21 protein-coding genes are annotated in these 18,734 nt (G+C 51.9%); 10 read left to right on the forward strand and 11 right to left on the reverse strand.

Features of this window, described 5'->3' with window-relative positions; all coding sequences use genetic code 11:
- Positions 1-108: 108 nt before the first annotated feature.
- The 3 genes from IMX18_RS26820 to IMX18_RS26830 all read right to left on the reverse strand — a co-directional run bounded on the left by IMX18_RS26820 (position 109) and on the right by IMX18_RS26830 (position 3,259).
- Positions 109-399 carry a hypothetical protein gene (locus IMX18_RS26820; RefSeq protein ID WP_217191203.1) on the reverse strand — a complete coding sequence of 97 codons (291 nt, stop codon included), beginning with the start codon at positions 397-399 and terminating at the stop codon, positions 109-111.
- A gap of 170 nt (positions 400-569) precedes the next feature.
- A complete protein-coding gene (locus IMX18_RS26825; RefSeq protein WP_217191201.1) occupies positions 570-1,541 on the reverse strand; it encodes a DNA replication terminus site-binding protein in 972 nt (323 codons plus the stop codon).
- Positions 1,542-1,756: 215 nt separating this feature from the next.
- A complete protein-coding gene (locus tag IMX18_RS26830) occupies positions 1,757-3,259 on the reverse strand; it encodes a UvrD-helicase domain-containing protein (RefSeq protein ID WP_217191199.1) in 1,503 nt (500 codons plus the stop codon).
- 145 nt (positions 3,260-3,404) lie between these two features.
- Here IMX18_RS26830 and IMX18_RS26835 point away from each other — a divergent pair, with 145 nt between their 5' ends.
- Both IMX18_RS26835 and IMX18_RS26840 read left to right on the forward strand, forming a co-directional pair.
- Positions 3,405-3,728 (forward strand): hypothetical protein, encoded by a 324-nt coding sequence (locus tag IMX18_RS26835; RefSeq protein ID WP_217191197.1) that lies wholly within the window; start codon positions 3,405-3,407, stop codon positions 3,726-3,728.
- A gap of 93 nt (positions 3,729-3,821) precedes the next feature.
- Entirely contained in the window at positions 3,822-4,163 is a 342-nt protein-coding gene (locus IMX18_RS26840) for a hypothetical protein (protein ID WP_217191195.1), read from the forward strand.
- A 167-nt stretch (positions 4,164-4,330) separates the two neighbouring features.
- Here IMX18_RS26840 and IMX18_RS26845 read toward each other — a convergent pair whose 3' ends face one another.
- Positions 4,331-5,197 carry a replication initiation protein gene (locus IMX18_RS26845; protein WP_217191193.1) on the reverse strand — a complete coding sequence of 289 codons (867 nt, stop codon included), beginning with the start codon at positions 5,195-5,197 and terminating at the stop codon, positions 4,331-4,333.
- 1,151 nt (positions 5,198-6,348) lie between these two features.
- Here IMX18_RS26845 and IMX18_RS26850 point away from each other — a divergent pair.
- The 8 genes from IMX18_RS26850 (at position 6,349) to IMX18_RS26885 (ending at position 13,831) form a co-directional block, all read left to right on the forward strand.
- Positions 6,349-6,828, forward strand: coding sequence for a hypothetical protein (locus IMX18_RS26850; RefSeq protein ID WP_217191191.1), 480 nt, complete (start codon positions 6,349-6,351; stop codon positions 6,826-6,828).
- A gap of 199 nt (positions 6,829-7,027) precedes the next feature.
- Entirely contained in the window at positions 7,028-8,161 is a 1,134-nt protein-coding gene (locus IMX18_RS26855) for a ParA family protein (protein ID WP_217191189.1), read from the forward strand.
- 228 nt (positions 8,162-8,389) lie between these two features.
- Complete coding sequence (locus IMX18_RS26860; protein ID WP_217191187.1) at positions 8,390-9,409, forward strand: ParB/RepB/Spo0J family partition protein; 1,020 nt, start codon at positions 8,390-8,392, stop codon at positions 9,407-9,409.
- A gap of 390 nt (positions 9,410-9,799) precedes the next feature.
- On the forward strand, positions 9,800-10,117 hold the full coding sequence (locus IMX18_RS26865; RefSeq protein ID WP_217191186.1) for a PB1 domain-containing protein: 318 nt from the start codon (positions 9,800-9,802) through the stop codon (positions 10,115-10,117).
- A gap of 906 nt (positions 10,118-11,023) precedes the next feature.
- Positions 11,024-12,001, forward strand: coding sequence for a ParB/RepB/Spo0J family partition protein (locus IMX18_RS26870; RefSeq protein WP_217191185.1), 978 nt, complete (start codon positions 11,024-11,026; stop codon positions 11,999-12,001).
- A gap of 65 nt (positions 12,002-12,066) precedes the next feature.
- The gene (locus IMX18_RS26875; RefSeq protein WP_217191184.1) at positions 12,067-12,672 is read left to right on the forward strand and encodes a hypothetical protein; all 606 of its coding nucleotides are present in this window, start codon (positions 12,067-12,069) and stop codon (positions 12,670-12,672) included.
- Between the two features lie 186 nt (positions 12,673-12,858).
- On the forward strand, positions 12,859-13,215 hold the full coding sequence (locus tag IMX18_RS26880; protein ID WP_217191183.1) for a histone-like nucleoid-structuring protein, MvaT/MvaU family: 357 nt from the start codon (positions 12,859-12,861) through the stop codon (positions 13,213-13,215).
- A gap of 130 nt (positions 13,216-13,345) precedes the next feature.
- Positions 13,346-13,831, forward strand: a complete 486-nt coding sequence (locus IMX18_RS26885; protein ID WP_217191182.1) for a hypothetical protein — start codon at positions 13,346-13,348, stop codon at positions 13,829-13,831.
- Between the two features lie 37 nt (positions 13,832-13,868).
- Here the strand turns inward: IMX18_RS26885 and IMX18_RS26890 are convergent, their stop codons facing one another.
- From IMX18_RS26890 to IMX18_RS26920, 7 genes are all read right to left on the reverse strand, one after another.
- Positions 13,869-15,092 carry a tyrosine-type recombinase/integrase gene (locus tag IMX18_RS26890; protein ID WP_217191180.1) on the reverse strand — a complete coding sequence of 408 codons (1,224 nt, stop codon included), beginning with the start codon at positions 15,090-15,092 and terminating at the stop codon, positions 13,869-13,871.
- Positions 15,089-15,499 (reverse strand): hypothetical protein, encoded by a 411-nt coding sequence (locus IMX18_RS26895; RefSeq protein ID WP_217191178.1) that lies wholly within the window; start codon positions 15,497-15,499, stop codon positions 15,089-15,091. Before IMX18_RS26895 ends, IMX18_RS26890 begins: the two co-directional genes overlap by 4 nt.
- A gap of 358 nt (positions 15,500-15,857) precedes the next feature.
- Entirely contained in the window at positions 15,858-16,535 is a 678-nt protein-coding gene (locus IMX18_RS26900; protein WP_217191176.1) for a GNAT family N-acetyltransferase, read from the reverse strand.
- A gap of 27 nt (positions 16,536-16,562) precedes the next feature.
- The gene (locus IMX18_RS26905; RefSeq protein ID WP_217191174.1) at positions 16,563-16,934 is read right to left on the reverse strand and encodes a hypothetical protein; all 372 of its coding nucleotides are present in this window, start codon (positions 16,932-16,934) and stop codon (positions 16,563-16,565) included.
- Positions 16,935-16,956: 22 nt separating this feature from the next.
- The gene (locus IMX18_RS26910) at positions 16,957-17,805 is read right to left on the reverse strand and encodes an N-6 DNA methylase (protein ID WP_225903948.1); all 849 of its coding nucleotides are present in this window, start codon (positions 17,803-17,805) and stop codon (positions 16,957-16,959) included.
- A gap of 59 nt (positions 17,806-17,864) precedes the next feature.
- Entirely contained in the window at positions 17,865-18,215 is a 351-nt protein-coding gene (locus IMX18_RS26915; protein WP_217191172.1) for a phosphatase PAP2 family protein, read from the reverse strand.
- Positions 18,212-18,502: an ASCH domain-containing protein gene (locus IMX18_RS26920; RefSeq protein ID WP_217191170.1), complete on the reverse strand. Its 291-nt coding sequence runs from the start codon at positions 18,500-18,502 to the stop codon at positions 18,212-18,214. The genes IMX18_RS26915 and IMX18_RS26920 overlap by 4 nt, the downstream gene beginning before the upstream one ends.
- Positions 18,503-18,734: the final 232 nt, after the last annotated feature.

Raw genomic sequence — 18,734 nt, forward strand, 5'->3', positions numbered from 1 at the left:
AGCTTGGGTTTTTTTCGCCGGCGGATGCCATACCGGATGCTACAAGCCAAGGGAGGCGTACTCTGTACCAGGCCGGGACCGTGATTTTTTCCCGGCCTGGCTCGATGATCAGTCAACTGTCTGCTGCTGTTTCGTCTTGGATCTGTGCTGGGTAGGTACCGAACCGGATTGCGCTGGCGTAGTGGCCAGGGTGTGAGTAATCACCGAACCACTCTTGTTTCCCAGGTTCTTTGCGAGTGATTCGCGAACAACCTCCATCGTGAGTATCCGCGAGGTGGCGATCGCTGTTTTTATGGGCTGGCCAGCAGCAACCAATACCTCAACCATATCTAGGGCCGTATTGACGCCTGCTTCGATTCGTTTCTCAACGCCATCGATCATCATTTCGTCGATCTCCATTTCAGCCGCTAGCGGAATGCAGCGGGCTACGTGGAGAGTAGGCGGTTCTAGAGATACTTGAACAGATCAGCCCATAGAGGGGCATTCATCGCACCCTAATAATTAGGGTGCTACCGAATTTAACATAATGATGATTATGTGTATAACTCGTTGAATTTATAGGAATTCTGCTACCGGTCGGTAAGGCCTTTTATGGCCTCTCTGTAAGTCGAAACTACTTCTTTTTCAACTGGTGCATCAGGGACCTGGGTATCCGGCTCCGCGGATGATGTGGCGACGAAGAATCGCCCGCCTGGGAGTGCCGGCAGCCGATGCTTAACGTCTGGCCGTTTTGCTGATCGTGCTTCTCTGTCAAAGTCCTTGAGGCCGACGATTTTTGGAGCCGGTCGCCCCTCGAGCACGAAGACTGGAAGGTTGGCATGCAGCATTGCGTCATATCTGCTGCGCTCGGAAAACCACAGCATGGCCCGCGGATGAGGAGCAATTTGCTTAGGCACATCTAACATCTCGGTGTCAGCCATATTCGCGATGCTGCGGAGATCAATCCACTGAGGGCTATTGGTCACTGGCTCGCCGGTGGCCAAAGATTTTTCATGAGCCTCAGCGAGTAGCATCTCACGTACCTGGCCAACAGTGACGCGCTCTTTACCTGAGGTATGACCGGCCCAGGTGAATGTGATCTGCCTGGGAGCGGCATCGAATACCTGGATTGCGCGCTTCAGCTGGTTGAGGGAGAAATTCTTTCCCAGGGCCTGGCGCATGATTTGGGAACGCCGGCTAACAGCAATGTTGCGAAATAACCGCTCAGCCTCGATCGCAGACACAAGCTCGCCTTTGCAGCGGTTCACCGCCCTACCCTCGTCGAGAACGGATCCGGAGAGGATGAAATACCCAGGCAAACGCAGCACGGTTCCAGGAGCCTGGCCGAGATCCCTCTCAAACTCGCGTAACGCCTCAACAGAGGCCTTAATCGCCTCTGGTCCTGTTAATGCCTGGACGTTGATGCGAGACGGCGTCTTTTGTTCAGTGAGGAGCGGGATCCGCCATACCATCCCGCCTACAACCAACGCGGGCCATTTCTCATTGAAAGCCCCAACGGTTTCGATCAAGCGCTTGTAAGCGGAGACAATAGCGTCGGCCATTTAAAGATCCTCATAATACCACCCCTTCACTACGGTTAGACCGTATGCCCTCCTCCCCCTCCGCACCCTGTTGACCAGGAGCGACGCCGAGGGTGCAAAAAGCGATAACACAATTGAAGGGGTGGTATTACCGAGTATCCCAAAAATCGAGCACAAAAAAACCCGTTCGAGACGGGCTTTTTTTGCTGTGTTGTCGAAGGCTTGGTCGAAGGACACTACGCCGCTGCCACCTGCTTCTTTCTAAAAATCATCGGCGTGTTTGGCTTACGGCCTTCACGCCTGTCGACGAATTCTTTCATGATCTCTAACATCGTGGAGTTGATAGCAAGAACGCGCATTGCTCGGGTACACGCGACGTAGAGCAGATTCATCTCATCAATCCATGATTCCTTTTCGTTCTCAGGATTGAATGGATCGAAAGTGAAATCTTCAGCCAGCTGCACCGCTTCCCACTCCAGGCCCTTCGAGCGATGCGCGGTACTGAGTGTGATGGTGGCCTCAAGTTCATCTGTGACGGCATTGCGCCGGAGCTTGGCAAATAACTCCGGGAGATCCGCGCTGTACTGCTCGATTATCTTGATCGAGCGATTCATCTCAGGATCCTGGCTTTCATCGGCAATCTGCTTGTAGTGATCGTAATCAGCATACTCCTGGAGAAGTTTTTTTCCCTTAACTCGGTCCCTCCAGCCCTTCGATAGCGCATGTAAGTCTTCGAGATCCTGAAGGTTGTAACCATCGATCCCACCAACCCAGCAGATCTTTGCACCAGTCTCTACGTTGGCCAGCGCAGTCTCGATCACACCTACCACCGTACGGCAAAGCACGGTGCGGTGCTCAAGGTCAGCAGGTAGTGTCTTGGACACACGAGTCTCGCCGCCAAGTCCAGCTAGTTGGCGAGACTCACCCTTGAACGCAAGAACCATATTCGCCACGTGCGCAACGGCAGGCCCGAAGCGAAACGACTGAGTGAGGTAATGGACCTCAGCTTTGTCGAGCCAGGTTGCGTTGAGAGCATCTACTGCCCCTCTAAAGCGGTAAAGCATCTGATGCCCATCACCACAAACGACTACACCCATTCCGTACGCCGCCTGCTGCGCAAGCACCCCAGCGATCACTGGATTGATGTCCTGCGCCTCATCTCCGAGCGCAATATCATATCGATCCCGTAGATTTGGTTTCGAGAGTGCCCAAAGCTTGAGATAGCCATCGTGCGTGATGTTCGCTCTCTCATTTTGGATGTCGCACATTTGCATCCAAAGCTGCCTGGCCCCCTCTACGATGCTGCCGGCCGCGCGCTTCATTCGCTCCGTTTTGAGCTTACTGACGGGGCAGTGACTTAGCTCGATGTCGTCATCTGCGCTGGCGAGATAACTGTTCAGCGTCTCCTGCACGCTCCGCACTAACTCCCAATTCTGTGAGCCGATTATTCTTGCGATATCTGTCAGGCGCAGGTTGCTCGTGAGCTTGTGTTTGTACTTCGATCCGATCGATGCATAAGCCAAGCCGTGGGCTGTTTTGCAGGTCACGTTTGGGGGGAATTTTTGTTTGGCAGCGACCTCAACGCTTTTGTTGTAGCAGAGATAGAGCAGACGACATTGGGGCCGAGCTTTGGCATAGCCAACAAGCGTGGTGGTTTTCCCGGTCCCAGCAAAAGCCACGAGCTTGACGATACGCGCCAACGAGTGGATCGCTGGCTCCTGTTCGTGGGTAAAGTTCATCCATCCGATCTCCGTCCTAATATGCCTCCATGATTGCATAGCATCGCGCAAACCCAAGATGGGGTAGCCAGCTCTGACATCAGGATTTGGGGTTTCCTGAAAGGGTGGCAATGTCTTAGTCACACCCAGCATCAGAGCACCTGTTATGACCTACGACGAGACCCTGGCCTCCTATCATCGCGTTCTTGAATGCAATCCAGGGAAAGCCCTGCTAATCGGCGACGACTGCTTCGCGGTACTGATCGACGGAACCTTGAGCGGAGCATACGCTACCCTGGATGGGGCTGTAGATCTCGGGACCATCTTCAACTTTGATTCAGAAGCTTGGGATACCGAATTCGATTGTTGGGAGGGCGACGTTTCTGGCATGCAGACGGCATTTTGTATTGCCAAACCCACGCTTGTTGACCTTCAGCCTCCACTCACTGGTGACAGCACGCCCAACCAGGAGAATGAATGCCTGGGTTAAACCTCAGTCCTATGAACCAGGTCTGACGGGCGCCTTTTTGGGATTTCCTAGGGTGTTGGCAGGATGAAGGCAGATCAAAGGGAGCCGTAGCTTATGACAGCCATCCACGTTTTCCAGCAGCGCCAATCGGAGCCGGTATGTACCGATCTGATTCAGATGATTCGAGACGGCATGATTCGCCGGCTCAGGCGGTTTGTTGTAGAGCCTTATGACGACGGCATTACCTGGGGGATTCAGACAGTCGCTGTAGCAACACCTGATGCTGATGACGGCGATCAGTTTCCTGTAGTGATTGTCGACCTCCACGTTGATGACCAGGCTGCAATGTCGTTTGCCTTAGCCGTCTTTGACGCGCTCAAAAGTGCAGGTCGTGCATCAAGTGAAGAGGTATGCCATTGGAGGCGGAGCCTCTTCACGCTTGTGCCTAATCATTAATCTCAGCGCTCCTGATACCGCACGCGAAAAACCCGCCATCACGGCGGGTTTTCCTTAGGCGGTCACCAAAAGGACGGCATATGACGATTCGAGTGCTTAGCCAAGCTGAAAAGAGGTATGTGCGACACCGTACCGAGGCTCAGATGGCTGTCAGATGACGATACAATCTAATCCGGTTGCTCCCCTTCCCCTGGAGCAACAGCGAACAGAAGACCCGCTTCTTGTGCTTCAGCCAATTCACCTAAAGGTTTGGTGGCCAGCCATTCGCTTTCTTCGGCAGCCTCAAATTCAGGTAACGGAGGCAGATCGTCAGAGTCAAGCTCGAGGTTAAGGGGCAGTTGTGCAAGGTCACAGAAGGTAAATTTGATCGCGATCACCTTCCTCCCTTCCCTCCTCAATTCATAGCTAACATCTAGGTTGCTCTTGGCCTTCAGCTCCTCTACCGCCGGATCTATGACTCTCTGACGAAGATTGTTGAACCGTTGGTAGGCATCAGATAAGCCCAGAGCTACGCGCAAAGCCTCAACCTCGATGTATGCCCATCCAGTCTTTCGAAACTGCATCAACATCTCGAACAGACGGAACGAATGACTTGAGTCCAGACAGGCTACTCGCCTTAGGTCGTAGCTGGTCACTTTGCTGTACAGCATCGAGAGGTAAGGCATGACATGGATGGTAAACGACAGCTCTACACGACCTTCACCGTCCAGATATTTGGCCCGATCAACCCACCGCTTGCGCTCCATTCCTGACCCGTCAAAGGTCTTGATGTCACGCTCGTAAAGCTCATCGGCTGCGACCCTCATCTGCTCATAGGCATGCCGGAGCTGGACGCCATAGATATCGGAATAGTCCACTGCCGAAACGGACACCTTTTTCGGCATCGGTTTTCGAGGATCGAGCTTACTGATCGCCGCCAGGATCAATCGCTGCTCGTTCAGAGTCAGCCGGTACGAAGCGGTAATCAACGTATTGGATTTTGTGACCCGCAGCGGCTTGGGGTCCGCTTTGGTAGCTTTGGGTAAATTGGACATATCATGGCCTGCGATTGATAGCGAAACCCTACAGCGACTTTGTGCTGTAGTCGATACCTAAAGAGTCGACTGACCCCCTGAACTCAGAAACCACGGGCCTTTCAGCTAGCTCCCAAATCACCTGACCCATCACTAGTTAGAACTGTAGTCGATAGTCAGCAGCCGTAATTTGTAGTCGGATATCAGCGAACTCAGCCCATTCACAGCCGCAATCTGTAGTCGATTGCTTAAAGGCACCTCTCTCACAGCCGGAATCTGTAGTCGATCGGTTCGACCCTCCTCCCCCATAGCCGGAATCTGTAGTCGATCGGTGCGACCCTCCTCCCCCACAGCCGGAATCTGTAGTCGATAGGTTCCGACCGTCCTCTCTCACAGCCGTAATTTGTAGTCGATGTATCAGTAGACCGTCGTTGTCGCAGCCGTAATTTGTAGTCGTTGGGCAACATTCGAGCGATGAAGAGGCAATTCGCCTAGGCTCTCATACAGCCGTAATCTGTAGTCGTATCGGGGCGTACCCTGGTTTTGCAGCCGTAATCTGTAGTCGATAGGTTCAGCTAGGAACCTGGCCAAGCTGATCCGCAGCATTACGGAGCATGTTCGTCAGGAAAAAAACAAAAAAACCGCTCTCAAACATAAAAAACCTTATAAATCAGTAGGTTAGCCACTAAACAAAAGCCATTTTTCACGTGGGATTCAATTTCAGAGCGTAAAATGGGCTGAAACGAAGCCCCAAAATCGTTCGTTCATGCTAACGCGCCACCCAGCAGCCGGAATCTGTAGTCGTTAGAGCCTGGTTGCCCTACGCTGAGCCTGTGGATAACGGCCGGAATCTGTAGTCGTCACAGCCGGAATCTGTAGTCGCGTAAGCCGTAATCCGTAGTCGCAAAGCCGGAATCTGTAGTCACAATGCCGGAATCTGTAGTCGATGATCGGCTGGAGGCCGCGTCGCACAAGGGCTGTAGCCTTCTAAAAACAAGAGAACAACAAGAGAAAAACAGTAAAAAAGCTTTTAAAAATGGAAAGCTCAATTTTTTGGAGGGGGTGAAGCAAAAAACTGAAAGCTTTTCAGGCGATTAATCGGTTCGAAAGCAGCCCACTTACCAGATCAGCAAAGCCAAAATGATGGCAACCAAAACGATCTGGAGGAAACGATGAACAAAGCTGCTTTCGCGGGCGTTGCAGCTTACCTGCTCAGCATGGCTGCAATAGCGCCAGGGCCGGTAAACCTGACTGTAGGAGTGACGACGATCGTTGACGTCCAGAAGCAATATACCGTGATCGACTGGATAGGTACCTCCTACACCGGCGGGCCCGTACTCAATCTCTCAGAGTGGGAAATCAACCTCGAGGGAGTCACGGATATTCAGCTGGCCTTCAATGCAGATGGCGTTTTGGATGTCGCTACGGTGAAAGCTGACAAACTCCACCTGGACGACGTCTTGGAAGGGCTAAAGAGCAAGCTACACATCAGCTCTGATGTGTCGAGCCATGGCTTCCAAAACGTTACGTTCGTGGCTGGTTCTACTGAAGTGATTGTCGAGTCACACCCTCTAGATGCCCAGTTTTCAGTCAGCTACATCAGCGCCGATTTCAAAATCGCACGTACCAATGCTCAAAAAAGGTACGCTTGACTGCTGAATAAGGCCCCGCTTACCCAGGATGGGTTCGGGTCAGCATGCAAAAATCCCGTATTAAAGCCGAACTCAAGCGCTGGAATTTAGCTGTAAGTTCGGTTTTTGGGCCGAAAATCTACTCTGTACCATGATTCGCCCTTGAAAATCCGGGTTGACGTATTATCATTGCCCTGTATTCAACAATGCAGGGATCGTCATGCAGCAGCCAAGCGAGCAGTTTGAAGAGGAATCTGTCTATTTCACTGATTTCTCCACCCTCCTCTACCCGCCCAAATTTGCAGCCGATTGTTTTGGATTGACTACTCGTCGTCTTCAGGACATTGAGGATGAGAATGGGCTAGAAATTCGGCGGATTGCTCGCGGTACTGTGCCTACACGGGCGTACACCCTGAGTGACATCTTCGATATCGCAGCGATCCGTAGATCGAAGGGGCAAGCAAAGGGTCTACCGCGGCAGGTTGTGATTTCGACCTTTGTACCTAAAGGTGGAACCGGCAAAACAACCGTAACCGTGAACCTAGCGATTTACCTACAGATGCAAGGGCTCCGGATTCTGATCATCGATAACGATCCCCAGGGCGACTCGTCGAGTGAGCTTGGGTATGATCCTGACCTTTCCAGGTCAGACCTAGAGTCAATGGGAATTCCCCCAGAGCGCTATGTCGAGGGCAACTTCGGGAACCTGCTGAGCCCAGAGCTCAGAGGCCGACAATTCGAGCCAATGCCTTTTGAGCAGGTAGTCAAGAAACCTTTCGGCGAGAACGGGCCTCATCTCATACCAGCCGACGCGTACCTCGAAGATCTTGTTGTCGCACTAGACGCCGAAAACAACATGGATTTTTGGTACGCGGACTGGTTGGAACGCGCGCGGAGTGGCGAAATTCCAGGAATTGATACGTCAGGGTATGACGTCATTCTTTTCGATAATGCCCCCACCGCTTCTCGTCTTACAAAAAACTCCATCGTTGCTAGCGACTTTGTGATCTGCCCTGTTCGAATGGATAAATTCTCTTTCCGCGCACTCATGCGGCTGAACGAATGGATGGTTCGATTTGCGAAGGCTTATCGTCGCTCCCCTGTCGTATTGGCAATCCCCACCATGTTCATCAGAAACCGGAAGCGTATCTTGAACAACCTGGTGGTTCTGAATGACCTTTTCCCTGGTCGGGTTGCGGAAGAAAAACTGTACTACTCAGAAGACTATGGTAAGGCGCTGGATCAAGGTATCCCCCTGATCGTATGGAAGGGCGCAACCAACAAATCCATTGACTCCATGCGCTCTGTGTTCAGTGAAGCTCTTCAAAAAGTCAGGGAGTTTGCTTCTCTTTGACTGGTGCTCCGAGCACCAATGGCAGAATTTGTTCTCTGGTGCTCCGAGCACCACTCAGAGCGAAGCGCAGCTGGTGCTCAGAGCACCACTGTGATGACATTGCCCGTGGTGCTTGGAGCACCACTGCCGAGGGGGCAAACCTCGCTGGTGCTCGGAGCACCAGCTGGGATCTGGGCGCACCCAGGACATAACGAACACAATGCTGAGTGGTAATTGAAAGGAGGAATTATGGCAAAGTCTGAGGATTATCCAGGAAGACAAGCACCTACATGGATGTCAGGCGTGAAACGTGCGCCCGCGGAGGTACCTGAACCCAATTTGCAGGTATCCGTCAGGGACATGCTTGCTCAGAAACACGTCAAAGAGCCAGCTTCTGCGACAGTGATAGAAAGCCTCGATATCGAAACGCAATCGAAAGAACCCAGCCAAACTCAAGAAACCAAAGTAACGAACGGAGTTATCGCTGAGATCGCTACGGATCGTATTCGAGTCTCTCCGTTTCAACCGCGCCTAACATTTAGCGAAGCTGCAATCGAAGACCTCGCGAACTCGATTGCTTCAGTTGGGTTGGCAAAACCCGTAACGCTAAGGCCTGTGGGTGATGGATTTTACGAATTGGTCGGCGGTGAGCGCAGGTGGCGTGCTCACAAACTGCTGGGTCGAGAGACTATTACGTCCTACGTTCGTGAAATGGACGATGCACTAGCTCAAATCCTGGCACTCACCGACAACGAAGGCCAAGAAGCTCTTACAGAGTACGAACGAGCAAAGTCATACTCGAAGATCCTGGCCTCTGGGGGGGAACCATCGGTCAGAGCTTTGGCTCGCCGCTTAGGCGTCAATCACTCTATTGTCAGCAGATGTCTGTTGTTGATGAATCTACCGATAGAAGTGCGGACCATTTTGGACTCGAGTCCTGCGCTTATTGGAGGAAAGCGCGCAAAAGATTTCATCGATTTCAGCTCCAAAGAGCCTGAACTTCTTTTGAAAGCTGTGACGGCAATGAGGGACGAACAATGGACACAGGAGCACGCCCTGCGTTGGCTGGCCAGGGAGATTGCATCTCGAACCCAGCAAGAAGCACATAGCAAATATACCGAAACTGAGATTAGCGGAATTTGCACAGTCCGAGTGGACGGTAAGAAAGTTGAGCTTCGTTGCGAAAAAAGCATCGATGCCAAGCTGATCGCTGAGCAATTCCAGGAGTTTTTGAAGAAAATTGATCGCACCTTGATAGAAGCTGAATGATAATCATTAATCTGTAACAAAATATTTCAGACGTGAAAATGGTACGAAAACGCGCACACGAAGGCAAAGTGCCATGACAGAATATGGCTTTCTAGACTACGAGATAGGGACATATGGCAACCGCAGTCGCGCAACCAGAACGCAGAGTGGTGCAACCGCAGACACGTTTTACCGCTCTCGCAGAGCTGAAAAAAATTGAGCCGGAGCACTTGCATGGCCTTAGCCGCATAGAGCTGTTTTCAGTGATTGCGGAGCACTGGTTGAAGTGCTCCGCGCCTGCGCGGATTTCCATGCTGAGCAGTGATGATCAGTTCATCCGCAGTGAAGCACGAGCTCAGAACAAGGCATTCAGTACGCAAATTTGCGTAGACCAGCTACCAGGGATTATCTATGACCCATTCATCCAAGCACCGCATCCTCTTGGCGTATGAGCATGATGGTGAGGTGCGGCAGGCTTCCGCCGAGCTTGGTCTTACCAGTGCGAGCATCACATTCAGTGGGCTTGCCAGCATCACGTTCCAGGTAGCTCTAACCGACCCTGCACAAGTTGTGTTGCAGTTGCCGACTGACCGAAAGGGAAAGAAACCAACAATTTCTTGCGATATTTCTTCGATTCCTGAGTTGGAAGCTGCGCTTGAAGAAGTGCGCCGGCAGGGCTGGCTGGGGCCAAAGGAGGGTGTAGGCAAAGCGGATAAGCCCCAGAGCTAAAAGAAATTGAGGTCATGTCCAGGAGGAGCACAAAGCATTTTCCTGCGTAGAATCGCCGTTCACCTCCAGCTCATAACCTGTTAGGTTTGGGTGAGATGTGCGGGCCCTGCTTCGGGTTTAGCAAGGAAGCTTGGAAGGGGAGCGCTACGACCGTTGCGCCCCGTTACGGAATCGGACCACCAGCATCTCCAGCCACTAAGCTATCTGAATGGATCTCCGCCCATCCGCATGATGGTATTGAGCCATACCAATCAGATGGACCCACGTCCCAATTACACGAAACTTATCCCACTCCAAATGGTCTGTTATGGTCTAATGTTTGCTGTACACAAGGCCCTAGCTTATGCTGTGCTATGAGACAATTTTATACGTGTTGCCAACCTGCGACCGGTTTTTCAAGCTGACAATGTGACGAACTTTTGACGCCTTTTTTTCTTTGTAGCAGTCCAGAACTGTATTTTTATACACTGATTAGCATGCAGCCTTTGCCTTGACAGATACCGAGATTCAGCCATGATCACAAAGATGCCGCCTCATGTAGTCAGAAGCTTCCCATACTGGGAGACGCCACCGGAGCCGGGCCAGGATTTACATGAATTGAAGTGGGGTGTCATGGAAGTACTTTCAGACAAGTCCCTAAGATTCGTAGATACGAAACCAGATAAAGAAGCTCTTGAGGAATTAATTAGCCAGCTTCAAGAGAAGATTTAGTATTTGTTTCTGTCATTGGCTTTTATATTTAACTCAAGACCCTGCCCATTCGGCGGGGTTTTTTGTGCCTGATGCTGACTCCCCCAGCTAGCAAGACTCGATCAATTTCAGGCGTTAAAACGTCCTGAAAAATCGCCACTCAGCGTAGCTTTCGCCCTATCGTCCTGGTAACAGAAACGGAGCGAGAAATTGCTTATGCAAGGCTATGAACTAGAGTTTCACGATTACGCTCAGCTCTTTCCTCTAATTATAGGTGATGATTACCAAGCTCTAGTCCAAGACATCGAAACCAATGGGCAACGTGCTCCGATCGTTCTACATGAGGGAAAAATTCTTGATGGGCGTAACCGATATCGCGTCTGCAAGGATCTACAGCTTGAGCCACAGACTGAGGTATACACGGGCGATGATGCCCTTGCCTATGTCTTGTCGCTCAACCTCTATCGTCGACAGCTGACAGTCGCGCAAAGGGCGTTGATCGCTGCCGATCTATCCTCTATGCGCGGCACCAGTGCCATCACGATTGACACAGAGAAGGCTGGTGCTGGACATGACAGCGATGATGCGAGAATGGCCATCGAAGATGCCGCCAAAGTTCTAGGGATCAGCCCCCGATCCGTATCATCAGCGTGCAAAGTGGTCAGAGACGGAACCCCTGAGCTGATTAATGCTGTTAAGTCGGGAGAGGTGAGTGTATCTGCTGCTGAACAGGTGGCGAAGCTGGAGAAAGAAGAACAGAAAGAGCTTTGTAGTCGAGGGCCTAAAGCTATTCGTAAAGCCGCCAAGGAGTTGAGAGAGGAGGGTAGATCAAAATCAGCATCATCCTCCAAGGCACAGCCGTCTCCAGAAGAAAATAATCCGCTCCCACCGCCGGTACCACTTGAAGAGGATGAAGATGCTGATTCAGTTGGGCTAGGCATGTCCACGCAGGAAGCAGCTCAAGAACCAGATGGCCTCTACACCCATAAAAAGTCTGCGGCCCAGCTGCTGTTCGAAATGGCTGATGCCGGCATGCAGTTTGGTTTAGAAGCTGAGGGTATCGCCGACGACATCATGAATGAGGTTGAAGAAGGCCTTGATCTTCAGTTCCTGGCATTCGTCGTGGACGTTGCTAAGAAATTGGAGACACGGGTGAAGGCAAAAATGTTGGACCGATACGCTGATGAGAAATAAGGGGGTTGGGATTTTCTGTGAGGGTGATTCCATAGGGTAAAGCCCGAACAGAAAGGAGTAACCACATGCAACCAGTCCAGGAAGCCCCGGTGATGGATTTCGGCCCTAACCTCTTTGGTGGCGGATCCCCAGATCTGGCATCGAGCTCTGCAACACAAGACATTGAAACACCGATTGGCGGCCAGGCGGATGCAACAGCTGGTACCGATCATCCTGAAGAAAATGTCGGCGCGTCCATCGGAGGCAACGTTAGTAGCAGTGAGGGTTCTGCATTCCACCAGGGAAAACCTGGGGACCCTGAACAATCAGCCTCTAATGAAGGAAAGCCAGTTGTAGGAACCCAGGCTTTGTCGAGTGCGAAAGCCGCGGTAAAGCTCTTCCACAGTATCATTGGCTTCGATGAGCAGAGTGCAAATCAGCGTACCGTCATACGGGAACTGATGCTGAAGCAGTCGCAGGCTATGGAGCTGAAGCTCCAAGGCAAGAAGCCTCCCGAAGGTGGAGATTTTGACGCGATCGCTAAGCAACTGAGACGCGAGAATTCCCGCCTGGATTCACTGCTGGAAGGAAAGGAATCACTGTTCGGGAAGGCACGGACAGCAGCAGAAATAGCAATCGAACAGATGCAGAGCGTCATCGCCGAAATCGATCGTTTGGAGGAGGAGGGCTGACCCTCCTGATAACCATGAACAAGATCCTGAGCATGAATATTCAGTTTTACACCTTCTGGCCTTGCGCTGGGTTCCTCGTAGGCTATGCATTCATCGCATCGACAGGCATCATTTAACTAACCTTCTTAGCAAGCCTGGCGCACCCCACTCACGGCCCTGGCCCCAAAACCGACCCAAGGAGATAAGATGTCCCTCATTACTGAATACCGAGCAACAGAGGAAGCCATCAAGGAGCTTCAGGAACGACTGGAGAAACTGAACGGCAATGAAAAGCTCCAGCAGGAAATCGAGTTTGAAAAAAAACTTCGCTCCCTGATGGCCGAGTACGGCAGAAGCCTTCGTGACATCATCGCGATCCTGGATCCTGGCTATCGCCAGGCTGCCCTTCCAGGTAAGGCTCCCAGAGCAGCACGAGCGGTTAAAGTCTACCGTCACCCGGAAACGGGGGTACTCGTTGAGACCAAGGGCGGCAACCACAAAACGCTCAAGCAGTGGAAACAAGAGCATGGTGCTGACGTGGTTGAATCCTGGCGAACGCAGTGATCGATCTCCGCTAAGTCCTAAAGGCTGGTGATTCCGGCCTTTTTTTTGAGCTCGTAGCCTTCCCGTGGCCTTGGGTTTTTTTTAATCAATGAGAAATTCAGATGGAGGTAAAACTATCAAAGGAGGAAATATGCATAGCATTGATAACGTCGATGACAACCTTCTGGCCGCGGTCATGAGCGAAGCGCAAACCGACATCTGTACAGCCAGTGTCGCGATTGAGAAGATTCGACAGGGTGCTGAATGCATCGCCGCCGGCATGCACGGCCGCAACCATGTAAAGGCGTCTTTCGAACATTACGACGGTACACCGATGTCGCCTGACGAATCGTTTGCTCACCAATGTGTCCAAGCGGCCAGCATAGGAAAATCCCTCGGTCAAGAATTCCTCAAGAAGGCACCTGCCGCCCTTTTGGAGCAATTTTCCGCTGTGGCAGGGAACCGTAATGTTGCTGACAGCGGGGCAATGCTCGCCGGCCTGCTGCATGGATTCATGATTGCATTCGCGACAAGGGAGACGGAGGAGCGAGCACTGAAAGCGATGCTGGACGTGGCTCGAATCTGCGACGAGGCCAACAATATTCGTGGCACATCGTTCGGCCAACCCAGCGATTGAATGGTTACTCGGGCGCTCTTTCTGGAGCGCCCTGCCGTCACGCTGCCGGCTGTACCTGGTCCAGGTCCGATACCTCTATTCTCACCTGGGGAGCATTGGCGGCAAGATAGTCCCCCCAATCCTGCATCAGTGCGCGACGCTTATCCAGCAAGTCTCCTCGGTTATAGGCTGCTTCAACCTTGCTGTTGAGCGTATGCGCAAGAGCCATTTCGCAAACCTCTCGTTGATGGTCGGTTGCTTCCGCAGCCCACGTCCGGAAAGTAGATCTGAATCCATGTGGTACCACGCCATCGACTTGGAGCTGGTCGATCACCCTTGCCATAGCGTTACCAGGTATAGGACCAGTGCGCCACGAATTTAGAAAAATCCATTTGGCGTGCTTTCCGACCTGCTGCCTAATGACATCGAGCATTTGCTCCGTTAGGGGTACCCGGTGAGCTTTGCCCGCTTTCATGCGTTCGGCTGGGATGTGCCAAATTTTCTGCTTCCAATCAATTTCCGCCCATTGTGCCCCGGCAACTTCTTGATTACGGGTGGCGGTCAGAATTGCGAGTTCAACAGCTCGAGCTGCTGCCCCATCCAAAGAATCGAGCCTGGCCAATAGCTCGGCAGTACGTAACGGGGTTGGCGAGGGGAAGGGTACAACCGTATGCGATTGCTTGGGCAATAGCTTATCAAGATGGCCACGCCAACGTGCAGGGTTTTCACCTTGCCGAAGCTTCAAGGCCTTTGCTGCATCGAGCACGAGCTCGATGCGATTCCGGACACGATTCGCCGTGACGGGAATCTTGCTCCAGATCGGCGTCAGCACATCTAGGATATCGTCCGTGTCGATCTCATCTATCCGATATCCGCCAACCAGAGGGTAGACATGCTTCGTGAGTGAGTTCTGCCACTGCTGGTGATGTTTCTTGGACCAATTCAACGCATGCGTGCGTATGTACCTTTCGGCGGAAGACCGAAACGTGTGATGCGTTGTGCTTCGTGAGGCTTTGGCGGCTTTGACCTTCGCTCGCTCAGCCGCAGGATCGACACCACGTGCAATATCGAGCCGGTACTTGTCAGCCTCCAGCCGGGCATCTCTGAGGCTTAAGGCCGGGAAAGCCCCAAGAGCTAGATCTCGTCGTTGCTTCGCCAGCATGTAGCGAAAGATCCAGCTCTTCCGCAGCGTCTTTGATACACGAAGAATCAACCCACGCCCATCCTGGTAGGAGCCGGGCTTGTCAACCTCTTTGACAAATTTGGGCGTCAATTTACTCATGAAGTGCCCTCAATCACCTGGTTGTCTGCAACTAGGTCTGGCGGATTGTCCCGAAAAGCGATGGTTATTTGCGTTGGAGGGACCTGGTGAGGACAAGCAAGGTCGAACCTAGCCTCTGCAATGAGATGCAAGCCCGCACGATCCACAGCTAGTACGGAGATGGCCCCTGGCTCGTCGGCCAGAGCTTCACCAAGCCAATGAGTCAGGGCTGTCTCCACAGCCAACATTGATCCGAAGAAATAGACCATGGCTTTGGTCTCGCCCAGTACCGCTGAGCGTGGCCCAATCAGCGGCACCAATCCGTCACGGAAGATGGACTCGAGATTTCGAGCCGGGGTGACGTGGTAGATCTCACCGGATGATGCCGGCACGGATTGAGCGGGCTGATTCGAAGCTTGGTTTTTCACAGGGATATCCTCGCGGGTGGTTGGGGGTTTGGGTGTTGCATCGTCCCCAGATCTCGCCGGCATGTAAGAGGATAAGGTATCCCCATACAAATCGGCTACAGGCCTTAGCCTATAAGCCCTCGAAAAAAACCCAAGAAAATGCTCCCACACCATAGCCCACAGTCGATGTGGGTACCGAACGGCTGGATTGGAAGAAGAGAATCAGCGCACCGTGGCGAAATAGCAGTTGGGGAATTAAGGGAGGAGGGGGATCAAGGGAGGAGGGGGAAAGCACGGGGAAGAGCGCCCGGCAGACCAGCGTCCCACCGGGGTTCACAGCTCATTGAGATGCCAAAGATAACGGAACAGCTCAATCGATTTAGGTGTTGGCGTTGTTTCTACGGTTGTGCACAAACGATTCGACGCGTTGAGAAATTATCTTAGTCTCCGCGTCAAAAATTTCATTTATTTTAATGGATTTCTTTTTCCCGTTTTTACTTATGAGTAAATCTGACTCAAACAGTACCTCTTGTTCGTTCATTAGAATTTCAGGTTTGATTTTATTCATTTCGTATGCGTCGCCTATGCGCATAGCTACCTGGGCCCCTTGGGCTTCGCACATTACGAACCCAAGTTTTTCATATGCGCCAACTAGCTCTGGAAAACATGCTAATGCAATGTCTGTGTACTTAGATTTTACCAAGTCAATCATGCTGCGCATGAGACCTTGTCTTCTGTACTTTGGTGCGACACATACATAATTGATGCCGCAAGCTGTGGGGGAATTATTGGCGCGTGTGAAGGTTAAGAATCCGACAATCTTTGATTCGTCGTTCTGCACAGCTATGAGTTCTGAGCCCAATTTCTGACTTGTTGAGGGATCAAGTTGTAGCCTTATATCCGACAGCATCCAAGCACAAGTCAGCCCGAACATCGGGTGAGTGGGTTTGATGGGACGATTCATAAGTTCAAGGCTGTTGCGCCTTGCCAGCCGTAAGATTTCCATTTGATGCGACTGTTGAAGACTTTTGAGATCACTGATGTGAAAAATTTCCATGGCCTTCCTAGTCTCGCCGAAAAAAATTTATTGAATATACCACTGACCATCCCATTCCCGGATCTGGCACACTGGCTTCATGCCGCGTCCTGTATGAATTCCTTGAACTCTGCCTTTTCCCGTAGCGGCAAAATTAACACGGCCGCAGTCCTTGAATACAATCTGCCTCATGAATCCACCGCGGCTCTGGACCGCGTCTTTGCCGGATGCTACGTCGATCAGTCGACCGCCGTTTCTCAGGATGATTGCCTGGATCATCGTGGAGCCGTCAGCTGCCACACTGTATCGTAGAGTGCGTTCATGTTCGATAGGAGCATTGGTCAAGTCTGGCATCTGGTCCTGCTCCGCCTCGCAGCCTACCAGCGAAAGCGCAAGGATTGTGTACAAGAGAATTTTCACCGCCAGTACCTCCGGTTATACGTCAAAAAAGTGCGTACTGTAGACAGTTGTTTTTTTGTTGGGTAGTTAGCACTGTTGCTTTTTGATCCTTAACCGTGCAACCCAGATCTGGTTTGGATGCGTTTTGTTGATCTGCATTTGCATTGCGCTCGTTAATTTTAAAGTTCCATCCGCCAAGTACGTGAGCAGGAGTATACCAACGCTCTCTCTCTTCCAGGGACAGAGTATTACCTAGAATTATTATGGCCGGTATGTGTAGAAGACTAAGCTGTACGTAGGCCATATAGACAGCTCTTTGGTCTATGTCTTGGGCAGTTACATGTAAGCACTTCTGATGATTAAGTCCTGCGTTATCCAGGGCTTCAGCGAAGGCTATAACCATAGCGCCCGCTCCACATGCCGGCTCATTAAGTGTGATGAAGCCGTGCTCTTGCGATCGTTGGAGGAGACTTTTTCCGTCGCCGATCAGTTGCGAGGCCATTATCTTGCAAACTGAATAGGGAGTGAAGTATTGCCCTCTTGCGCTGTTGCCTAACTCCAACTCACCGAACACCTGGCCAAGTACATCATCTGGCCCATGTTCCATGGCCATGGTGAGTTCGGCTAACATCTGAGGAAAACGATGCACCTCGCTCGGTTCATATTTTTTGATGATGCTCAGGTAACGTGCTTCGCGCTCGTTTCGCTGGGTCAGGTCTACGCTGTTGCTTATCGCAAGAGCGCACATTTCACAGAAGTCCGCAAATACGTCCCATAAGTGATGTCGATGGCTATTTGCGTTGAGGAGGCGAATTAGGTTTTTGCGGTGTTCTGCCGGGCTCGAGGCCCCAGCCATTACGTTTGCTGCTCTTGATTTTGGCATGGTGCTCATCAGTTGCTATCGGGAAAGGTTTCAGCAAACCTAACCCGGAGTGATGAGAACCCAAGCTATCAGTCGATTACGTGTTCTTTCTCAGAATCCCAGTCAGTGGGAGCAGCATCTCCAGTGGCGAAGGCAATTCGCATACCCACCGTTGGCCTGCCTTTTTTCATGAGGTATGCCGCTGCTCCAGCGCACATCGACTCGTGCCCTGAGGGTTGATAGTTCCCCTCATCGTCCCAGTTGCCACCCCGTTTTGAATGCACGGTCTTGTGGCACTGGAAAGTAGATTGATCATCCTCGATCAGGGTTGAAATAATCCCCTCCAAGCGCCCGCGGCTTAGCGGAATGGCTCCTTCTTTGAGGAAAGGGCAATTTGCACAGGTTTTTTTCAGTCGGAAATGCTGCATGATCGGATTCACTGAACCGCATCCTTACGTGAAACATCAATGGCGAAAACCTCGACTGGCTCTGCACCGAAGTGTGGATGAACGATCGTCGTCAAGCGATAGCCTTTCCAGGGCAACACAAGTCTTCGTTCGGCGTCTCCGCGTTTCGGATAGCCCCGTGTCAGCTCAATCTGGTCGAAGCCCTGTCCATCCAAACGCCGTCGCCAATAAGGCGTGACAGCCCGGAATTCTTCCGTCTTGATCCCGGCCTTGATTGCGTCGAAATACTCGCCTTTGAGCGGCAGTACCAGAGTACGCATGAATTGGGTTCCTTTTCAGAGCGGTCGAGTGCAATTTAGGCACCGATTATCACATTTGCCAGGCACAACCCAAGCGCGTAGCAGGCGGCATGGCATGCTGGTGGCTAACTGATAAGCGTAGATGTGCGGTTGTAGAAAGCCGATGCTGCCTGGTTGGGATGGGACGCCCAGCGGCAACGTCTGAAGGAAGGGAGGAGGGAATCTCAGAAAGGCAAAAGCCCGGTGGTTAACC

This window comes from Pseudomonas shirazica, assembly GCF_015168335.1.
GTDB lineage: Bacteria > Pseudomonadota > Gammaproteobacteria > Pseudomonadales > Pseudomonadaceae > Aquipseudomonas > Aquipseudomonas asiatica.

Coding starts and splice junctions, on each gene's coding strand:
- IMX18_RS26820 (WP_217191203.1), bottom strand. CDS start 399: ATGGAGATCGACGAAATGATGATCGATGGCGTTGAGAAACGAATCGAA.
- IMX18_RS26825 (WP_217191201.1), bottom strand. CDS start 1,541: ATGGCCGACGCTATTGTCTCCGCTTACAAGCGCTTGATCGAAACCGTT.
- IMX18_RS26830 (WP_217191199.1), bottom strand. CDS start 3,259: ATGAACTTTACCCACGAACAGGAGCCAGCGATCCACTCGTTGGCGCGT.
- IMX18_RS26835 (WP_217191197.1), top strand. CDS start 3,405: ATGACCTACGACGAGACCCTGGCCTCCTATCATCGCGTTCTTGAATGC.
- IMX18_RS26840 (WP_217191195.1), top strand. CDS start 3,822: ATGACAGCCATCCACGTTTTCCAGCAGCGCCAATCGGAGCCGGTATGT.
- IMX18_RS26845 (WP_217191193.1), bottom strand. CDS start 5,197: ATGTCCAATTTACCCAAAGCTACCAAAGCGGACCCCAAGCCGCTGCGG.
- IMX18_RS26850 (WP_217191191.1), top strand. CDS start 6,349: ATGAACAAAGCTGCTTTCGCGGGCGTTGCAGCTTACCTGCTCAGCATG.
- IMX18_RS26855 (WP_217191189.1), top strand. CDS start 7,028: ATGCAGCAGCCAAGCGAGCAGTTTGAAGAGGAATCTGTCTATTTCACT.
- IMX18_RS26860 (WP_217191187.1), top strand. CDS start 8,390: ATGGCAAAGTCTGAGGATTATCCAGGAAGACAAGCACCTACATGGATG.
- IMX18_RS26865 (WP_217191186.1), top strand. CDS start 9,800: ATGACCCATTCATCCAAGCACCGCATCCTCTTGGCGTATGAGCATGAT.
- IMX18_RS26870 (WP_217191185.1), top strand. CDS start 11,024: ATGCAAGGCTATGAACTAGAGTTTCACGATTACGCTCAGCTCTTTCCT.
- IMX18_RS26875 (WP_217191184.1), top strand. CDS start 12,067: ATGCAACCAGTCCAGGAAGCCCCGGTGATGGATTTCGGCCCTAACCTC.
- IMX18_RS26880 (WP_217191183.1), top strand. CDS start 12,859: ATGTCCCTCATTACTGAATACCGAGCAACAGAGGAAGCCATCAAGGAG.
- IMX18_RS26885 (WP_217191182.1), top strand. CDS start 13,346: ATGCATAGCATTGATAACGTCGATGACAACCTTCTGGCCGCGGTCATG.
- IMX18_RS26890 (WP_217191180.1), bottom strand. CDS start 15,092: ATGAGTAAATTGACGCCCAAATTTGTCAAAGAGGTTGACAAGCCCGGC.
- IMX18_RS26900 (WP_217191176.1), bottom strand. CDS start 16,535: ATGGAAATTTTTCACATCAGTGATCTCAAAAGTCTTCAACAGTCGCAT.
- IMX18_RS26910 (WP_225903948.1), bottom strand. CDS start 17,805: ATGAGCACCATGCCAAAATCAAGAGCAGCAAACGTAATGGCTGGGGCC.
- IMX18_RS26920 (WP_217191170.1), bottom strand. CDS start 18,502: ATGCGTACTCTGGTACTGCCGCTCAAAGGCGAGTATTTCGACGCAATC.